Source organism: Allosphingosinicella deserti (genome assembly GCF_003012735.1).
GTDB classification, from domain to species: Bacteria; Pseudomonadota; Alphaproteobacteria; order Sphingomonadales; family Sphingomonadaceae; genus Allosphingosinicella; species Allosphingosinicella deserti.
Genome location: NZ_PXYI01000002.1, coordinates 592,631 through 611,336 on the forward strand (window position 1 = coordinate 592,631; position 18,706 = coordinate 611,336).

The 18,706-nt window shown below is 66.9% G+C and carries 15 protein-coding genes; 8 read left to right on the top strand and 7 right to left on the bottom strand.

Translation table 11 applies throughout. From position 1 onward, the window contains the following. Window positions 1-2 precede the first annotated feature (2 nt). The gene (locus C7I55_RS07070) at window positions 3-641 is read right to left on the bottom strand and encodes a hypothetical protein (protein ID WP_106512174.1); all 639 of its coding nucleotides are present in this window, start codon (window positions 639-641) and stop codon (window positions 3-5) included. A 106-nt stretch (window positions 642-747) separates the two neighbouring features. After that, window positions 748-1,380, bottom strand: a complete 633-nt coding sequence (gene gmk / locus C7I55_RS07075) for a guanylate kinase (RefSeq protein ID WP_106512175.1) — start codon at window positions 1,378-1,380, stop codon at window positions 748-750. 47 nt (window positions 1,381-1,427) lie between these two features. On the opposite strand from gmk, the gene C7I55_RS07080 reads away from it, so the two are divergent. Further along, window positions 1,428-1,961 carry a DUF1697 domain-containing protein gene (locus C7I55_RS07080; RefSeq protein ID WP_106512176.1) on the top strand — a complete coding sequence of 178 codons (534 nt, stop codon included), beginning with the start codon at window positions 1,428-1,430 and terminating at the stop codon, window positions 1,959-1,961. Beyond that, complete coding sequence (locus C7I55_RS07085) at window positions 1,961-2,551, top strand: DUF2585 domain-containing protein (RefSeq protein ID WP_106512177.1); 591 nt, start codon at window positions 1,961-1,963, stop codon at window positions 2,549-2,551. Before C7I55_RS07080 ends, C7I55_RS07085 begins: the two co-directional genes overlap by 1 nt. Window positions 2,552-2,602: 51 nt before the next feature. Here C7I55_RS07085 and C7I55_RS07090 read toward each other — a convergent pair whose 3' ends face one another. After that, window positions 2,603-2,794, bottom strand: a complete 192-nt coding sequence (locus C7I55_RS07090) for a DUF3606 domain-containing protein (RefSeq protein ID WP_106512178.1) — start codon at window positions 2,792-2,794, stop codon at window positions 2,603-2,605. Window positions 2,795-2,930: 136 nt separating this feature from the next. Here C7I55_RS07090 and C7I55_RS07095 point away from each other — a divergent pair, with 136 nt between their 5' ends. Continuing rightward, window positions 2,931-4,415, top strand: coding sequence for an ATP-binding protein (locus C7I55_RS07095; protein WP_106512179.1), 1,485 nt, complete (start codon window positions 2,931-2,933; stop codon window positions 4,413-4,415). 36 nt (window positions 4,416-4,451) lie between these two features. Here the strand turns inward: C7I55_RS07095 and C7I55_RS07100 are convergent, their stop codons facing one another. After that, window positions 4,452-5,531: an alpha/beta hydrolase gene (locus C7I55_RS07100; protein WP_233222090.1), complete on the bottom strand. Its 1,080-nt coding sequence runs from the start codon at window positions 5,529-5,531 to the stop codon at window positions 4,452-4,454. Window positions 5,532-5,584: 53 nt separating this feature from the next. Beyond that, window positions 5,585-6,307: a TetR family transcriptional regulator gene (locus C7I55_RS07105; protein WP_106512474.1), complete on the bottom strand. Its 723-nt coding sequence runs from the start codon at window positions 6,305-6,307 to the stop codon at window positions 5,585-5,587. 228 nt (window positions 6,308-6,535) lie between these two features. Between C7I55_RS07105 and C7I55_RS07110 the strand changes: the two genes are divergently transcribed. The 5 genes from C7I55_RS07110 (at window position 6,536) to C7I55_RS07130 (ending at window position 14,364) form a co-directional block, all read left to right on the top strand. Further along, window positions 6,536-6,991, top strand: coding sequence for a type II 3-dehydroquinate dehydratase (locus C7I55_RS07110; protein WP_199192749.1), 456 nt, complete (start codon window positions 6,536-6,538; stop codon window positions 6,989-6,991). Then, window positions 6,988-8,307, top strand: coding sequence for an MFS transporter (locus C7I55_RS07115; RefSeq protein ID WP_106512181.1), 1,320 nt, complete (start codon window positions 6,988-6,990; stop codon window positions 8,305-8,307). Before C7I55_RS07110 ends, C7I55_RS07115 begins: the two co-directional genes overlap by 4 nt. Continuing rightward, window positions 8,307-9,224 carry a shikimate dehydrogenase gene (locus C7I55_RS07120; RefSeq protein ID WP_106512182.1) on the top strand — a complete coding sequence of 306 codons (918 nt, stop codon included), beginning with the start codon at window positions 8,307-8,309 and terminating at the stop codon, window positions 9,222-9,224. The genes C7I55_RS07115 and C7I55_RS07120 overlap by 1 nt, the downstream gene beginning before the upstream one ends. Next, window positions 9,218-11,092, top strand: coding sequence for a bifunctional sugar phosphate isomerase/epimerase/4-hydroxyphenylpyruvate dioxygenase family protein (locus tag C7I55_RS07125; RefSeq protein ID WP_106512183.1), 1,875 nt, complete (start codon window positions 9,218-9,220; stop codon window positions 11,090-11,092). The genes C7I55_RS07120 and C7I55_RS07125 overlap by 7 nt, the downstream gene beginning before the upstream one ends. 305 nt (window positions 11,093-11,397) lie before the next feature. Beyond that, entirely contained in the window at window positions 11,398-14,364 is a 2,967-nt protein-coding gene (locus C7I55_RS07130; RefSeq protein ID WP_158266314.1) for a TonB-dependent receptor domain-containing protein, read from the top strand. A 105-nt stretch (window positions 14,365-14,469) separates the two neighbouring features. On the opposite strand, the gene C7I55_RS07135 is transcribed toward C7I55_RS07130, so the two are convergent. Together C7I55_RS07135 and C7I55_RS07140 are read right to left on the bottom strand one after the other, a co-directional pair. Beyond that, the gene (locus tag C7I55_RS07135) at window positions 14,470-16,002 is read right to left on the bottom strand and encodes a tannase/feruloyl esterase family alpha/beta hydrolase (RefSeq protein WP_106512185.1); all 1,533 of its coding nucleotides are present in this window, start codon (window positions 16,000-16,002) and stop codon (window positions 14,470-14,472) included. Beyond that, window positions 16,002-18,668, bottom strand: coding sequence for a TonB-dependent receptor plug domain-containing protein (locus C7I55_RS07140; protein ID WP_106512186.1), 2,667 nt, complete (start codon window positions 18,666-18,668; stop codon window positions 16,002-16,004). Before C7I55_RS07140 ends, C7I55_RS07135 begins: the two co-directional genes overlap by 1 nt. Between the last annotated feature and the right edge of the window lie 38 nt (window positions 18,669-18,706).

The window sequence follows — 18,706 nt, forward strand, 5'->3', positions numbered from 1 at the left end:
GCTCAAATCCCCTCGTGGGTTCCCCGCAGCTCGGCTTCGGCGACCGACGCATGCGGATGATCATGTGCCGCCAGATCCTCCTGCGGCGCACTCACCCCCTTGGGCAGGAACCAGCGCGCGATGATCAGGCCACCTGCGGCCAGGGCGGCGGTGTCGGCGATGAACAGGTAGATCGCGAACGCCCAGTCATGATGATAATAGATCGGCGCCGCGAGGTGCATCAACGCGCCCGCTGCGACGGCGAAGATCGCGACCACGCGGGCGCGCGATCCGAAGTCCGGTACGCGATGATCGACGCCGATCAGGGCGGCCCCGATCAGCAATGCGATGATGAAGTCCAGGACGAGCAGGCCGAGCAGGGAGCCGGTGTCCAGCGCCGCGGCGCCGTTGATATTGTAGGATATGGTCGCGATCGGACCGCGGCCGTACATCGCAGTCTGCACTGCCGATCCGTTCGCGTCGGGGATCACATAGGTTCCGGTGCTCGGAAGGTTTGCGGCCAGGCTCCGCTGAACGCTTGCCGCGGGGAGGTCGTCGAGCGACCGGGTGGCGAGATTCTGCAGCCCGCTCAGGTGAAAGATGAAGCCGATCACGAACATGGCGAGCGCGGCCGGAACCGCGCCGATGATCACCCGGATCATAATATCCTCCCTGTTGCCCGGGAGGCAGGCCTCCCCGTTTCGGGAGTGTAACGCAAAGCGGCCGGGGAAGGTGCCGTTGCCTCGGACCGCCTTTCCGCGCCGCGCCTCAGCCGATCAGCGAGCGGACGAAATCGTGGAGGAAGATGCGCCGGGTCGCCTTGAGGCGCTCCGCCTTCAGGACGGTGTGGACGAGCTTGAGGCAATGTTCGGCGTCGTCGTTGATGAACACATAATCATATTCGGCCCAGTGGCTGATCTCGACCTCGGCGCGCGACATGCGGCGGGTGATGACCTCGTCGCTGTCGGTGTTGCGGGTGCGCAGGCGCCGTTCGAGCTCCTCCATCGACGGCGGCAGGATGAACACGCGGACGATATCGGGATCGACCTGCTTCAGCTGCTGGGTGCCCTGCCAGTCGATGTCGAGCAGCACGTCGCGGCCGCTCTCGATCTGCTTCACGACCTCGCTTTTCAACGTGCCGTAGCGATGGCCGAAGACGTGCGCCCATTCGAGAAAGCGGCCATCGGCGACGAGCCGGTCGAACTCTTGCGGAGAGACGAAATGATAATCCTTGCCGTCGACCTCGCCGGGGCGGATCGGGCGGGTCGTTGCCGACACCGACAGGCCGATGCCGTCGTCGCGCTGCAGGATCATGCGGGCGATCGTCGACTTGCCGGCGCCGCTGGGGCTGGAAAGAACGAAGAGAAGCCCGCGCCTCTTGAGGGGATTGACCGTCGCCATGGCCGCCCTTGGCTTGGCAGCGGCGCCCGCGTCAAGCAGGATGGCGCATGGCAAAGTTCATCGCGCTGCTTCGCGGCATAAACGTGGGTGGTCATCGCAAGGTGCCGATGGCCGACCTGAGGGCTCTGGCGGAGGAGCTCGGGCTCACCGCAGTTCGAACCTATGTGGCGAGCGGCAATCTCGTCTTCGCGGCGGCGGGCCGCAGCGAAGACGAGCTCGAATCCGCGCTTGAGGAGGCGATTGCCGGGCGCTTCGGCTTCGCGGTGGACGTGATCGTTCGCTCGGCGGAGCACTGGGCGGGGCTCGCCGCCGGCAACCCGTTTCCGGATCAAAGCGCCGCCACGCCCAATTACGTGATGATGACGATCGGCAAGCGGCCGGCGACCGACACCGACGCCGATTCGATCCGGCCCCGCGCCGCCGCCGATGAAGCGGTCGAGCGGGTGGGAGAAGCCCTGTGGTTCTGGTTCGGCGGGGGATCGGGCAGATCGAAGCTCGCCGCCGCCCCGCTCAAGGATGTCTGGACGGCGCGCAACTGGCGGACGGTGCAGACGATCGGCACGATGCTGGAGGGGGAATGATGAATCGACTGACCGCAACCGGGCCGGTGCCGATCGTGCCCGCGCGCTACTGGTTCCTCGCGCTTGGACTGGTGGCGATCGCCGCCGCGATCCTGCTGTGGATGGGCCGTCCGCCGATCTGCACCTGCGGCGTGGTGAAGCTGTGGACCGGCGCGGTGAACAGCGCCGACAACAGCCAGCATATCGCCGACTGGTACACGCCGAGCCACATCATCCACGGCTTCCTCTTCTATCTGCTCGGCTGGGCCTTTCTGCGCAGCAACCCACCGGGCGACCGGCTGCTGGGCGCCGTGCTGATCGAGGCCGGATGGGAGTTGCTGGAGAACAGCCCGATGATCATCGATCGCTATCGCCAGACGACAATGGCCCTCGGCTATAGCGGCGACAGCGTATTGAATTCGGTCGCCGACATCGGCTGGATGAGCCTCGGCTTCGCCCTGGCGCGGCGGCTGCCGCTGGGGGTGACGATCCTGCTCGCAATCGGTTTCGAGCTGCTGACGCTGGCGATCATCCGCGACAATCTGACGCTCAACGTGCTGATGCTGGTCGCGCCGATCGATGCGATCAGGATCTGGCAGGCGGGGGCGTGAATTCTCCCCTCCCTTGAACGGGAGGGGAGAACGGAGGAAAGGGAGCGCTGACTACGCCTCCGTCTTCAGTTTCTCCGCTTCGCGGTCGAGCACGTCGCGATCATTGCCGAAGCGCTCGATCAAGTCTTCGGCCTGGGCACGGTGCAGGCCGTGCTTGTGGGCGAAGTAATCGACTTCATAGGTTTCGCTGCCCGAGACCCGGGCGCGGTCCTGGCCGCCGCGCTTGCTCTTGTCGTCCGACATGCATCGTCTCCTTGGTTGTTACGGAGCGGCAACGCTGCGGCGAATCGCCGGTTCCGCGCACTTTCGGTCAAGCGCCTGACAAGTAACGGCTCTTCCGCCTTGTCGCACGCGCGCGCGTCGTCCAAGAGGGACTCATATGTCCGTGATGATCGAAATGGGGTCGGGCGCCGGCGGGGCGGCGGTGACGATGGACCTCGAGGAACTGCTTGCCACCCGCCTTCTCGTCCAGGGCAATAGCGGCTCGGGCAAGTCGCATCTGCTGCGGCGGCTGCTCGAGGAGAGCGCCGGAGTCGTCCAGCAGATCATCATCGATCCGGAGGGCGATTTCGTCTCGCTCGACGAATTCGGCCATCTGCCGATCGACGCCACCGGCTACAGCCACAACGAAATCGCGAAGATGGCGTCGCGGGTGCGCGCGCATCGCGCCTCCTGCGTGCTGAGCCTCGAGGGGCTCGAGATGGACGCCCAAATGCGCTGCGCCGCAACCTTCCTGAACGCCCTGTTCGATGCGCCGCGCGACCAATGGTATCCGGCCCTGGTCGTCGTCGACGAAGCCCAGGTGTTCGCGCCTTCGGCCGCCGGCGAGGTCAGCGACGAGGCGCGGCGCCTGTCGCTCGGCGCGATGACCAATCTGATGTGCCGCGGCCGCAAGCGCGGCCTCGCCGGGATCATCGCCACCCAGCGCCTCGCCAAGCTCGCCAAGAACGTCGCCGCCGAGGCGTCCAACTTCCTGATGGGTCGCACCTTCCTCGACATCGACATGGCCCGAGCCTCCGATCTGCTCGGCATGGAGCGCCGCCAGGCCGAGCAGATCCGCGATCTTCAGCGCGGCGAGTTCCTTGCGCTCGGGCCGGCGCTGTCCCGGCGCCCGGTCAACGTCAAGATCGGCCCCGTGCGCACCTCGGCGCGCAGCTCGAGTCCGAAGCTGGTGCCCTTGCCCGCGGCGGATGCCGATTTCGGCGATCTGTTCAGCGGCCTCGCGGACGCGCCGCCGCCGCCGCCGCCGCCGCCGGTGCCGCGGCCTACCCCCGCGGAGGACATGCTGCGGGCGCTCGAATCGGCGGCGGACGCACCGCGCCAGCCGACCCGCGGCGAAATGCTCGAGGTCGACGAGGAGACTCGCGCACGGATCATCGACAGCGCGCTTGCCGGAGTCGTCGCCGAAGGCGGAAGCCAGCCGCTTCCCGTCCTCTACCAGGATTTCGGCGTGCGCTGCCGAATGCTCGGACTCGCCGGCCAGGCACTGGATCTGCCGTCTTTCCGCCGCCGCCTCGCAATGGCCAAGGCCGGCATCCCCGCCGACGAGGAGGGCTGGGAAGGGGCGCTCGCGCTTGCCGACATCGTGCCCGAGGACATGCACCCGGTGCTGCTGCTGCTCGCCCGCGCCGCCCGCGACGGCGCGCCCTGTCCGACCGACGACGAGCTCGCTCACATTTACGGCACCAGCTCGACCGCCCGCCTGCGCCGCGTGCTCGCCTTCCTGGAAGAGCAGCACATCATCGTCACCCGCATCGATCTGTCGGGCAAGCGCTCGGTGACCCTGCCGTCGCTCGGTTGGACGACGGCGCCGTCGGTGGCGGAGCACGAAAAGCCTCAGGCCAGAGTCGCCCGGCGGCGCTGAACGCGGGGCCCCTCCGCGTGGGCCGACGCCGCGCGGTCAGCGTCTCGCCTTGTCCTTGCCCTTCAGCATGGTGTCGAACCAGGCGAAGGTCGCCTCCACCGCGCTCACCGTCGCCTTGCGAGTCTGGGCGGACGTTGGGCCGATGAAGCTGTGATCGGCACCGGGGATGAGGATCAGGCGATTGCGAACGCCTGCCCGATCGAGCGCTGCGGCCATCTGCCGGGATTGTTCGGACGGGACGATCTTGTCGGAGTCGCCGGCGATCAGCAGCATCGGCGGATCCTTGGCGTCGACATGGCTGATCGGGCTGGCGAGCGTCACCGCCTCGCGCAGGCACGTGGGATAGACGCAGCCGAGCAGGCGCCATTCGGGGGCGTCCGGCGCACGGTGGGCCATCGGCCGCCCGGCCTGAGCGGCGATCGCGGCAAGGTCGAACACGCCGTACCAGATTACCGCGGTGTCGACGCAGGCGCTGGCGGCCTTGTCGGGGCGCTCGGGCGCTGCGCCGGGCTGCGGCGGATCGAAGGCCCCGTTCTCGCACCCGGCGGCGGCGAGCGCGGCGAGGTGTCCGCCCGCCGACGCGCCCCAGATCGCCGCACGGGCCGGGTGCATGCGGTAGCGCGACGCGCCGGCCCGGAGCCAGCGCAGCGCCGTACGGAGATCGTCGATCTGGGCGGGGAATTTCGCCTCGGCGCTCAGCCGATAGCTGATCGAGGCGACGACATAGCCGCGGGCCGCCAGCCCGGCGAGCGTTGCCGGGAAATCGGCGATCGCGCCGGCCAGGCGCGGACTGCCGCCCAACCAGGCGCCGCCATGGACGTAGACGATCAGCGGAAAGCCGCCTGCCGGCGGTGTTGTCTGAGCCGGGGGACGATAGAGATCGAGCGTCAGCGGCCGGAAACCGGGTCGGCGCGCATAAACCAGGCCGGGCAGTGCGGTTGCGCCGTTGCTGAACGCGATCGGGTGCGGCGGCGACTCCTCGACCACAGCGTCGGCGACGGTCAGATCGGGCGCGCTCCGCGGCTGCGCGTGGATCGGAACGGCGGCCGCACAGGCAAGCGCGAGCATGGCCGGGGCAGCGCCTGCCGAGCGGTTCAGCCGGTGCCGATGGGCCATGTCTCTTTTCTCCGATGCGCAGCGATACTGTGTACGAACCGGTTAGCGGCGGGTCAAATCTTGGGCGCTTGTCCCGCCCGGCACCAGCCGCAGATGATGTCGACGATCTGCTCGCGGCGGCGCTTGGCGACGCCCGGCGCGCCCATGTCGCGCCCGAACACTTTGAGGAAGGTGTGGCGGTTGGAGACGGTGTAGAAGCAGAGCGCGCTGATGTTCATGTGGAGATCGACCGGATCGATGCCGCGCCTCATCACCCCTTCCTGCTCGCCGCGCGCAAGGATCGCGCTCAGCGACGCGATCACGCTCTCGTTGCGCTCCTGGATGCCCTGAACGTCGCCGATATACTCGGCGAAGTGGATATTCTCGTTCATCACCAGCCGGACGAAGTCGGGGTGCTGGATGTGCCAGTCGAAGGTCTGGCGGATGAGCCCGGCAAGCGCTTCGATCGCCGGCAGGGACTCGAGGCCGAGCGCGGATTCGCTGTCGCGAATGCGGCCATATTCGCGCTCGATCACCGCACGATAGAGCGCCTCCTTGCTGTTGAAATAATAATAGATCATCCGCTTGCTGGTCTGGGTCTTCTCGGCGATCTCATCGATGCGTGCGCCGCTCAGCCCCTTGTCGGCGAATTCGCGGGTGGCGACGCCGAGGATGTTCTCGCGGGTTTCCTCGGCATCCCGCGCCCGGTCCGCATCGCTCCGGCGCCCGGTCTTGCGTGCGGGTGGGCTCGCCGGCTCACCGGGGCTGGATCGCAGATCTCGGCGGGCAGTCGGCATTCGCACTCCTCGGACGTGATTCTCGAGAGCAGGATGCGCGAAACGGACCGGCCGATCCTGCACCTTCCGGATCCTTGTTAGAGCGGAGAAGAGGATCGTGGAAGAGGCGCGTTCGAGACCATTCTTCATCATGAGCGAACCAGTTCGTACATTTCTCTTGCATCCCTTGCCTTTGTGATCAATCATCATGGCGAGGCGGCGAGACGACTGCCTGACAGGAGGGGCTTGGTGGCTCAAGTGCGGACGGTGCATGTCCTGAACGGCCCGAATCTCGATCTGCTCGGGCAGCGCGAGCCGGAGATCTACGGCCATGCAACGCTCGCGGACGTCGAGCGCGATTGCCGCGCGGAGGCGGAATCGCATGGGCTCGAGCTGCTGTTCCGGCAGACCAATGCCGAGCATGAGATGATCGCCTGGCTGCACGAGGCACGCACGGGGGCGGCCGGGATCGTAATCAATCCGGCCGGCTTCACCTATCACGCCGTGCCGGTGCTCGATGCGCTGCGCATGTGCGAGTGCCCGATCGTCGAAGTCCATATCAGCAACATCCACCGCCGCGAGGCCGCCTGGCGCGCGCATTCGATCATGACCGCGAGCGTCACCGGCATGATCACCGGGCTCGGCGTCGACGGCTACCGGCTTGCCGTCCGCCATCTCGCCGTCCGAATCGGACGCGGCGAATGAGCAACGGCCTAGCGACCCCGCCGGTTGCCGGCGCTGCCCAGCCGCCGCGGCGCAGCCATGCCCGCTTCGGGATCCTCGGCCTGATCAGCTTCGCCACCTTGCTCAACTATCTCGATCGTGCGGTGATGGGCGTCGCCGCGCCGGCGATGTCGAGCGAGCTCGGAATCACGCCGGTGATGATGGGGGTGATCTTCTCCGCCTTCTCCTGGACCTATGCTTTCGCCCAGATCCCCGGCGGCATGGTGCTGGACCGGCTCGGCACCAGACTGACCTACGCTCTGTCGCTGGCCGGCTGGTCGGTTTTCACCCTGCTCCACGGCATCGCCAGCAACGTCACCGCGATCATCGTCTTCCGGCTGGGGCTCGGCGCGGCCGAGGCGCCCTGCTTCCCGTCCAACAGCCGGGTGCTCAGCACCTGGTTCCCGCAATCCGAGCGAGCCCGGGCCAACAGCGTCTATTCGACCGGGCAGTATTTCGGCCTCGCCTTCTTCAGCCCATTGCTGTTCTGGATCGTCGCGGCGTGGGGCTGGCGCGCGCTGTTCGTGATCGCCGGCGCCATCGGCATCCTGTTCGCCGGCATCTGGTATCTCGCCTACCGCGAACCGCAGCACAGCCGCGCCGCCAACCAGGCCGAGCTCGATCATATCGCGGCCGGCGGCGGTCTCGCGTACCAGGGCGCCAGAATCCCCTTCTCGTGGAAGACGGTGCGGGCGCTGCTCGGCAAGCGCCAGATCCTCGGTGCGTCGATCGGCCAGTTCTGCGGCAATTCGACTCTGGTCTTCTTCCTCACCTGGTTCCCGACCTATCTCGCCACCGAGCGGCACATGGACTGGCTCAAATCCGGGATCTACGCGGTGATGCCCTATATCGCAGCGACCGCCGGCGTGCTGCTCGGCGGCTATGTGTCCGATCTGATCATCCGCCGAACCGGCTCGGCCAGCCTTGGGCGCAAGCTTCCGATCGTCTCGGGCCTGCTGCTCGCCTCGACGATCATCCTCGCCAATTTCGTCGACAGCAACGCGCTCGTCATCCTGATCATGTCGGTCGCTTTCTTCGGCCAAGGCATGGTCAATCTCGGCTGGACGCTGATTTCGGATGTGGCGCCCAAGCCGCTGATCGGACTCACCGGCGGCGTGTTCAATTTCTGCGCCAACCTCGCCGGAATCGTCACGCCGATCGTCGTCGGCCTCATCGTCGGCGCGACCGGCTCCTTTTACGGGGCGCTCGCCTTCATCGGCATCCTCGCGCTGATCGGCGCCGCTTCGTACATCTTCATCGTCGGCGACGTGCACCGCGTCGAGCTGGAGAGCCTGTGATGGTGCGCGGTGCTGAGGACGGCCGCGCGCCAAAGGCGGTCGCGGCGGCGGACGGCCGACGCTACCTCACCGGGCTGATCGGCAACGGCATCCTCGCCTCGCGATCCCCGTGGCTGCACGAGCAGGAGGCGGCAGCGCAGGGCGTACGGCTCCTCTACTGCCTCTACGATCTCGCGGAGCGCGGCCTCGGCGCCGACGATCTGCCGAGACTGCTCGAGGCCGGCCGCTTGCTCAGCTTTGCCGGGTTCAACGTCACCCATCCCTACAAGCAGGCGATCATTCCGCATCTCGATGCCTTGAGCGACAACGCCCGGCGGATCGGCGCGGTCAACAGTGTGCAGTTCAGCGACGGCCGGGCGATCGGCCACAATACCGACAGCCTCGGCTTCGGCGAAAGCCTGGCACGCGGCCTTCCCGGCGCGGCGCTCGGGACGATCGTTCAGATCGGGACCGGCGGCGCCGGCGCCGCGACGGCCTATGCCCTGCTGGCTGCAGGCGTCCGCCGGCTGGTCCTCCACGATCAGGATCCGCTGCGCGCGGCAGGGCTCGCCGAACGTCTGCGGCCAATGTTCGGCGGCGACGATCGGGTCGAGATCGGTACCGATCTCGCCACCTCGCTCGCCGCCGCCGACGGCATCGTCAACGCGACACCGGTCGGCATGGTCGGCCATCCCGGGCTGCCCCTGCCCGAGGCGAGCCTCAGGCCAGAAATGTGGGTCGCCGACATCGTCTATTTCCCGCTCGAAACCGCGTTGCTGCGCGCCGCGCGGGCCAAGGGCTGCCGCACGCTGGACGGGAGCGGGATGGTGGTGTTCCAGGCGGCGGCGGCGTTCGACATCTTCACGGGCCTCGAGGCGGATGGCGAGCGCATGCTCGCGGGCTTTCGCCAGACCCTCGGCGGCGATCCGGCATGCTGACCTCGATCGCCACCGTCTCGATCAGCGGAACGCTGGAAAGCAAGCTGCAGGCGGTCGCGGCGTCCGGCTTCGACGGCGTGGAGATCTTCGAGAATGATCTCCTCGCTTTCCCGGGGTCCGCCGCCGAAGTCGGACGCATGATCGCCGATCTCGGCCTCACCTGCACCCTGTTCCAGCCGTTTCGGGATTTCGAGGGGCTGCCGGACGATCTCCGGGCCCGCGCGCTCGATCGGGCGGAGCGCAAGTTCGACGTGATGCAGGATCTCGGCACGGATCTGCTGCTCGTCTGCTCCAGCGTAGCGCCGGCGGCGTCCGGCGATCACGGGAGGATCGTCGACGATTTCCGCGCGCTCGGCGACCGTGCCGCCAGACGCGGCCTCCGGATCGGCTACGAGGCGCTCGCCTGGGGCCGCCACGTCTGGGATCATCGCCAGGCCTGGGAGATCGTGCGAAGGGTCGGTCACCCGGCGATCGGCTTGATCCTCGACAGCTTCCACTCGCTGGTGCGCGAGATCCCGATCGAGACGATCTCCGACATCGACCCGGCCAAGATCTTCATCGTCCAGCTCGCAGACGCGCCTTGGCTGCAGATGGATTATCTGTCGTGGAGCCGGCACTTCCGCAACATGCCGGGGCAAGGCGACATCCCGGTACGCAAGTTCGTCAGCGCCTTGCTGGACATCGGCTATCGCGGGCCGCTGTCGCTCGAAATCTTCAACGATCGCTTTCGAGCCATGCCCGCTTCGGTGGTCGCGCTCGACGGATTCCGCGCGCTCCGCCTGTCGGTCGACGAAGGCGCACGGGCGATCGGCATCGAGGTGCCGCCCGCTCTGCCGCCGCGGGTCCGGTGCCGCGGCTTCGAATTTCTTGAATTCGCCGTCAGCGATCAGGAACAGCAGGATTTCTCGGCGATGCTGGCCACGCTCGGCTTTGCCGAAACCGGACGGCATCGCTCGAAGGCGGTGACCCGCTGGCAGCAGGGGCGGATCAACATCGTCCTCAATGCGGATCCGGACGGCTTCGCCCATTCCTACAATGTCGTCCACGGCCCCGGCCTGTGCGCGATGTGCCTGCGCGTCGACGATGTCGCCGGTGCGGTGGAGCGCGCACGCGGCCTCGCCATCCACGCGTTCGAGGGGCGGATCGGCCGCGGCGAAATGCCGGTCCAGGCGATCCGCGACGAAGGCGGCGGACTCCTCTATTTGGTCGGGGACGGCGATCAGGACGAAATGTGGAACCGCGATTTCGCCCCCGTTGCGACCGCCCTTTCCAGTTCGGGTGCCGGGCTGATCGATGTCGATCATGTCGCTTATGCGATGCGCGATCAGGAAATCCCGACCTGGGTGCTCGCCTACTTCGCCTTCTTCGATGTCGAGAAGAAGGTCGGCGGCGAAGTCCCGGATCCGCTCGGCCTCGTCCAGACCCAGCCGGTGGAGTCGCCCGACCGCGCCTTTCGCCTGCTGCTCAGCGGATCGAGCGGGCCCGACACTCTGTCGTCGCGTCTGCTCCAGCGTTACTGGGGCGCGGGCGTCCAATATGTCAGTCTGCGCACCGGCGACATCTTCGCCGCGGCCGAGCGTCTGCGTGCGCTCGGCACGGAGATGCTGCCGATCCCGGCCAATTATTATGACGATCTGGAGGTGCGCTTCGCGCTCGATCCGGCGCTCGTTGCGCGCCTCGCGGTGCACGACATCCTCTACGACCGCGACGACCGCGGCGAATATTTCCAGCTCGCCACCCGCGCATTCGGCAAGCGCTTCTTCTTCGAAATCGTCGAGCGGCGTGGTGGCTATGATGAATATGGCGCGGCCAACGAAGTGATCCGCTTGGCCGCGCAGTCGCGTTTCAAGGACGAGCCGGAGATCTGAGCCGACCGACTCGTCCGACATTGATCCGATCGATCCCGGGCTGCAGCTGCGACCCGGGCTCCACGTTCTGCGCAGCGAGAGCGGTAGTAACCAGTTCGTTCCTGCTACGCACTGTGATTGCAAAGATGACGGTGTCTACACCTTTGACAAGTCGCCAGATTCATCCGCTTGAATTAATGTACGAACCAGATAGTATGTGAGTCGCGCCGGTACTTCCGAAGCTTCGTTTCGGGCCGGCGATGTCGAGGATCAGACACTCCGCAAAGGAGGAGTCCGCGGCAGGAACTCTCAGGGGAGGGTTGATAATGAAGGCTGTTTTTTCGACGTCGGTCTCGGCCATTGCCTTTCTGTCCGCAGGGATGGCGGCAGCGCAGGCCCCGCAGGCGGACCCGACGGTTCAGGCCGTTCCGGAAGCAACCGGTGAAGCGCCGCCGGTCACCACCAACGATCAGGGCGAGATCGTCGTCACCGGCTCGCGCATCGCCCGTCGCGACTATCTTTCGGCAACTCCGATCTCGACGGTCGGCAGCGAGACTCTGCTGGAAACGCCCTCGGTCAACGTCGAGGCGACGCTCAACCAGCTCCCCCAATTCGCGCAGGGCCAGAATCAGAGCGCGATCGGCGCGGTCGCCGGCGGCGGCCGGGCGACCCTGAACCTTCGCGGCTTGGGCGAGACCCGCAACCTCATCCTGCTCGACGGCCGCCGCCTGCCGCTGTCGAGCGCGTTCGCGGTCGTCGACGTCAACATCATCCCGCCCAGCATCATCGAGGGGATCGAGACGATCACCGGCGGTGCGTCGGCGGTCTACGGGTCCGATGCAATGTCGGGCGTCGTCAATTTCAAGACGCGGCGCAGTTTCGAGGGGCTGCAGATCGATGCCCGCAAGGGGCTGAGCTTCCGCGGCGATGCCGGCACGTTCGACGTGTCGCTGCTCGGCGGCCTCAAGGCGGCGGACGGCCGCGCTCGCGCCTTGCTGTCGATCGGCTATTCCGAGCGCGACGTGCTGTGGGGACAGGACCGGCCGGAATTCTTCGCCCAGGGCGTGCTGTCGTCGTTCATCGGCCAGGGCACCTTCGTCCCGTCCGCCAACAATCTGCCGACCCAGGCCGCGGTCAATGCGGTGTTCGCCCGCTACGGAGTCGCCCCGGGCACCGTACCCAACGCGCGTTCGCTCGGCTTCAACGACAATGGCACCCTGTTCAGTCAGATCGGCGCGGTCAATTACAGCGGGCCGTCGACCTTCCAGTACAGTCTGCTCGGCGGCACCGTACGGCAGCCGGTGACGATGCAGGAATATGTCGTCCAGCCGATGGAGCGGAAGAACGTCTTCGCCAAGTTCGAATATGATCTGGCGACCAATCTCACCGCGTACGCCCAGGTGCTCTATGTCGATTCCCGGGTGACCGGTCAGGTCGGCTTTTCGCCGACCTTGTTCGTCGTGCCGACCATCCCGGTGTCCAATCCGTTCATTCCCGCGGATCTGCGCACCGTGCTCGCGTCGCGCCCCAGTCCCAATGCGGATTTCACCCTCAACAAGCGCTTCGTCAGCTTCGAGGACCGCAAATTCCACTCCGACGCTCAGACGTCGCAATATATCGTCGGCCTGCGCGGCGACGTCGGCGTGTCCGACTGGCGGTTCGACGTCTACGGCCTCCATGACGAAATGGATCTCGTCGAAACCCAGGACAAGGCCTTGTTGCTGTCGCGCATGCGCGCCCTGCTGTTCGCGCCGGACGGGGGAAACTCGATCTGCGCCGGCGGCTTCAACCCGTTCGGCCTCGGCCCCAGCGCGGCGATCTCGCCGGCGTGCCGGGACTATATCGAGACCGAGACCCACGACGTCACCAAGACACGGCAGAATGTGTTCGAGGCCAATCTGTCGGGCAGCCTGTTCGAACTTCCCGGCGGCACCGCAAAATTCTCGCTCACCGGCACCTATCGCGAGAATGAGTTCAGCTTCGATCCCGACAATGCCCGCGAGAGCAGCGACATCATCGGCACCTTGCTGACCGCACCCGCCAGCGGCGAAATCTCGGTCAAGGAGGCCGCGGCGGAACTGCTGCTGCCGTTGATCCGAGACTTCGCGATCGCCAGGCGCCTCGAGCTGACACTCGGCTACCGCATCTCGGATTACGACGTCAGCGGATCGTTCAGCACCTACAAGGCGGATCTGGTGTGGGAGCCGGTGCGCAGCCTGTTGCTGCGCGGCGGCTACGAGAAAGCGATCCGCGCGCCCAATATCGGTGAGCTCTACAGCTCCGCCCAGGCGGCGCAGGCCCAGATCGGTTCCCCGCCGTCGGCCGGTGATCCCTGCGACGTCCGCACGAGCGCCCGCGCCGCGGGCGGCGCGCAGCTTGCCACCCTCTGCGTCGCCACCGGCGTTCCGGCCAACATCATCGGCAGCTATCAATATACCACCGTCGCGGTCGGCGCCGTCGCCAGCGGCAGCACCGCGCTGGAGCCGGAAAAGGCCGACACCTATACGCTCGGCGCGGTGTGGAGCCCGGATTTCGCCGGGCCGCTGCTGCGCGGCCTGACGCTTTCGGTCGACTATTACGACATCACGGTCGACAACGTCATCTCACAGGTCGCCGGACCGACCGCGATCAACAAATGCTACAATCTCGACGGTTCGAATCCGTCTTACGATCCCACCAACATCTATTGCGCGCTGATCGCCCGCAACGCCGCCAGCGGCGACATCACCACCGTCGCCACGCCCTATCTCAACCTCGGCGGCCTGCGCACCAGCGGCATCGACGTGCAGGCAGATTGGCGGATCGATCTCGCCGAGATCGGCCTCGCCAAGGGACGGCTCAATCTCAACGTGATCGTCAACTTCCTCGACCGCTACGAGGTCAAGCTGCTGCCGGAATCGCCGTGGCTCGATTATGGCGGGACGATCGACGGCACCCAGGCCGCCACCACGCCGCCGGTCGGCCTGCCACTGCCCGACTACAAGATCTTCGCCAATGTCTCCTACGAGCTTGGTGGTGCGCAACTGGGCGTGCGCTGGCGTTATCTGCCGAAGATGGACGACGTCACCGCTGTGACCCGTCCGGCCAGCCCGGCCCCGGGTGTGCCGTCCTACCAATTGTGGGACGTGAACGCCTCGATCGACATCAACGATCGCTTCACCCTGCGCGGCGGAATCAACAATGTCTTCGACAAGGATCCGGTGACGATCGCAGGCACGCCCGGCCTCACCCAGCCCGGCACCTACGACATCATCGGCCGGTCTTTCTACGTCGCCGCAACCACGCGCTTCTGACTCCCTTCTCTCAACCCCGTTGGGGCTGAGCTTGTCGAAGCCCTCTCTTTCCTGTCCTCAGTCAGAAGAAGGAAGGGGCTTCGATAAGCTCAGCCCGAACGGATGTTAACGTGATGCGGAAAGCCGCGCCGTCAGCGACGGTGTCGCCTTGCAGCTGTACGAAGCCGCAGCATTCTTGTCACCGCTGCCGTCATACTCCGCAGCCTTCGGGAAGGGGCAGAGCTTCCGGGTGAAGCGCACCCCGCCATCGTCGCCCGTCTTGGCGGCGATAATCTGCTCCGGCGCCTCGCCCTGCTCGACCCAGCGGATCAGCGACCACAGGATGTCGCGATCGGGATCCGGCGCGCCGCTCCCGATCGGATGCCCGGAGCCGCCGAAGCTGTCGGCGCCGGGGCCGCCGCGGCAATGGTACATGCCGGGGACCATGAACAGCCGCACCGTGTCGGCGAGCCGTGCGGCGCCGCCATTGGCGGCCGCGAGCGCGCCATAATAGTCGATCGTCGGATCGGCGATGGTCGAGGGGTCGGCCCAGCCCTGGTAGAGCATCGCCTTGCCGCCGCGGCGGACGAACGGGGCGATGGCGGTGCGGTCGGCGCGCAGCTCCGGCATCGCGCGATTGATCGCGGCGAGATCGGCGGTGCGGCGGAAACTCTCCTCGTTCCAATCGGGATCGTCATGGACGGCGTCCGCCCACATCGCCCGCAACAACGGCGAGGGCGGGCCCGGCCGGGTGCGAACGCCCGGCAGCAGGCCCTTGTCCATCGCACGGCCCTGCTCGTCCGGCATTGGCGATACGATGCTGTCGAGCATCGCCAACTTGGCCGGGGTCAGGCAATCGCCGGTTCGTCCTTCCGGGCAGAGCAGGACGCGCCGGTCGAACGTGCAGGCCAGCGGGTTCTCGATGATGCCGTCCGAAACGCCGTCTTTCGGATCGCAGGCCGCGGTGACCGCGCGCTCGTAGAGCGACCAGTCGGAATCCGACAATGCGCCCAGCGGATTGCGCTTCTGGGCGAGCGCGAACCACATCATCCGCACCGAGACGAGCGGCATGTAGGGCCCGGGCGCGCCGGCGATGACGCCGTCATAATCGGCGGGATAATTCTGCATCTCCTTCAGCGCCTGCCGCCCGCCGCCGGAGCAGCCGAGAAAGTAAGACCCTGTCGCCGCCCGGCCGTAATGCAGTCTGGTCAGCGCCTTCGCCGCCTGCGCGGTGAGATGGACGGCGCGATGCTCGTAATCGATCCGAGCCTTGGCGTTCGCCATCCACCTCTTCTCTGTCGCCTTGTGGCCGCTGTCGGTGGTGACCGTGGCGAAGCCCTGGTCGATGCGGACGCTCATGTCGCGATGGTTGAACACCCCCGCATCGCCGCCGACACCCGCGCCGAGCAGCCGTCCGTTCCACGCCGCCGGGAGCCAGAGCTCGAAACCGATGTTGGTCTCGATCGTGCCTTCCACCCGGCAGAACGGCTTCGACACCGGCACCGCGCGATAGACGCCGCCGCTGCCCGGCACTTCCCAGGACGGCGCCGGCTGGATGGAGGTTGCCGTCTTCACGATCACCGATCCCGCGTGTCGCCCTTCCAGCGCGGCGCAATCCGCCGCCCCGGCCGCAGCGACCGCCAGCGCCGCCCACAGCATCAGAATTTCACGCCGGCGGTGAACGAGATCAGGCGCGGGATCGGATTGGACGATTGCGGATCGTAGCCGCGCGCCGTGTCGACGAAGGGCGGTTTCTCGTCGAGCAGATTGCGGACGTCGACCGAAAAGCGGAACCGGTCGTCAACGTCCCAGCCGAGGAACAGGTCGATCGTGTCGTAATCGCCGGCCCGCTGCACCGGCGCGACGGTCGTGTTGCGATAGCCGGCAAGGTGGTTCCAGGTCACCCGCGCCTGGACGGCGTTCCACTTGACGCCGATATCCGCCTGCGCGCGGAATTTCTGCGGGAAGGCGATCGTGCCGAGCACGTCGGCGAGGCCCGCGTCGGGCACCGCCTCGAAATCGTAGCGGGTGAAATAGGTGCCCTGAACCCCGGCATCGAGTTCGATCTCGCCGATCGTCCTGCGATAATAGAGGCCGAAGTCGATCCCGTTGACCAGTGACGTGCCGAGATTCTGCCGCCGCCCGTCGGCGATGAACTGCACCAGGTTGGCGTTGATCGCGCCGTTGATCGGCAGGCCGGAGGCGAGCAGCGCCTGGACCTCGGCCGCGCTCGGATCGAACTTGACGAAATCCGTGTAGAGCGGATTCGTCAGCAGCCCAGGCGTGCCGCGCAGCGCCTGGATCTGGTCGGTGTAATCGATGTCGAAATAGGTGAGGGTGGCGGTGAGGCCCGGCGCGAACGTGGGCGCGAACTCGACGCCGGCCGACCAGGTCGTCGCGCTTTCGGGGCGAAGGTCCGGATTGCCGCCGGCGATACCGATGCCGGTCAGATTGCCGCTCGGGCCGGGCAGGGTGTCGTAATAGAGGCCGGCGCCGCCGGCGACGGTCGACACTTCGGTGAAGGTGGGCGCGCGGAACGAGGTGCCATAGCTGCCGCGCACGGTCACCCCGTCTGCCGGTTTCCAGGTGACGCCTATCTTGGGATTGGTGGTGCTTCCGAAATCGGAATAATGTTCGTAGCGGCCGGCCAGCGACAGCGACAATTCGCGCAGCCCCGGCACGGCATTGTCGGCGCCGAAGATCGGCACGAACAGCTCCGCGAACGCCGCCTTGACGGTGCGGCTGCCGTCGTCGGCGACATGGGTCTCGGCCGCGCTGGTGCCGGTCGCGAGATCGGTGAACGTATATTCCTTGCGATACTCGCCGCCGACCGCGAGGCGGACATTGCCGCCGGGCAGGTGGAACAAGGATCCATCGAACTGCAGATTGGCGACGTCCAATCGGGTCCGCCCGGTGATCACGAACAGATTGTCGCGGATGCGCGCGATCGTGGCGGGATTGTTCGGGCCGCCGAAGACGTTGAACGCCGTCAGCGGGTTGGTGTCGGCGAGGGCGGCGTTGAGCGCCGCCGCATTGATGCCGATCCGGCGGTCGGCGACATCGCTGGATTCGCCATGGGCATAGTAAAGGGTGCCGGACCAGTCGCCGAACAGATCGGCCTCGATGCCGCCGCTGACGTTCCAGGATTCGCCACGATACGGATTGATGTCGGGCCCGCCGACCTGCGGCAGCAAGGAATAGGTGACGTTGACCTGGGTCGCGCCCGGCACCGGGCTGACGAAGAAGGGATTGGTGTTGCGCACCGTCGCAGTGATGTTCGAGATGCCGGCGATCTCGCCGTTGCGCTTCGAATAGAATCCGTCGGCGAACAGGCGGATTCGGTCGCCGAGTTGCTGGTTGAACGCGGCGATGACGTTGACCCGCTCCTGCTCGGGGATGACGGTGTCATACTGGTTGTAGAAGCAGCGATTGGTGGTGCCGCGGACCAGCGATCCGACATTGGCATTGGTCACGCCGCCGGTGGGAATCGCGTAGGTTCCGCCGCCGACGCTGATCGTGCCGGGATTGCAGAAGTTGGACCTCAGGTCCCGGCCGCCGCGGTCGCGATTGTCGTCCTGGTAGAAATCGAGCTCGGTGCCCCGGAGCGCGTCGTTGCGCGTATATTCGGCCGAGACCATGATCGAGCCGCTGTCCCATTTGCGGCCGAAGATGCCGGCAATCTGCTGCTCGTCATAGCCGCGCTCGGTAAAGCCGGAGCGGGCGCGGATCTCGATCCCGTCGAAATTGCGCCGGAGGATGAAATTGACGACGCCGGCGATCGCGTCCGATCCGTAGATGGCGGAGGCCCCGTCGGCGACGACCTCGACGCGGGCGAGGGCGATTGCCGGGATCACTGAGGGGTCGGTATATTGTCCCTGGGTGCCCTGCGGCGGCATGCGCTTGCCGTCGTAGAGCAGCAGGGTGGCGTTGGTGCCGATGCCGCGCAGATTGATGCCGGCGCCCCGGGTGGCGTTGGCGGCCCCGTTCTGCGCCGATCCGCCCTGGCGGTTGGCGCCGAGGGCAACGACCTGGGGCACGCGCCGCAGCAGGTCGCTGGTCGAGGTCACCGGCTCCTGCGCGATCCGCGCCTGATCGATGGCGATGACGTTGGAGCCGACCGGCGCGATGCCGCGGATGCGGCTGCCGGTGACGACGATCCCTTCCTCGGCCGTCGTCGCGGCCGGCGCGATCTCGCCCGCCTCCTCCGCCTGCGCCGGCTCCTCTTGGGTCGCCGGCTCCACGGTCTGCGCCCAGGCGGGCTGGGCGATGGCGAGCGCAAGCGCGCTCCAGGCGGTGCGGCTGGCAAGCGATCCGCGGTAGGTCATCAGGTCATCCTCCTTCGAGCATCCGTCCGCTGTTCGCC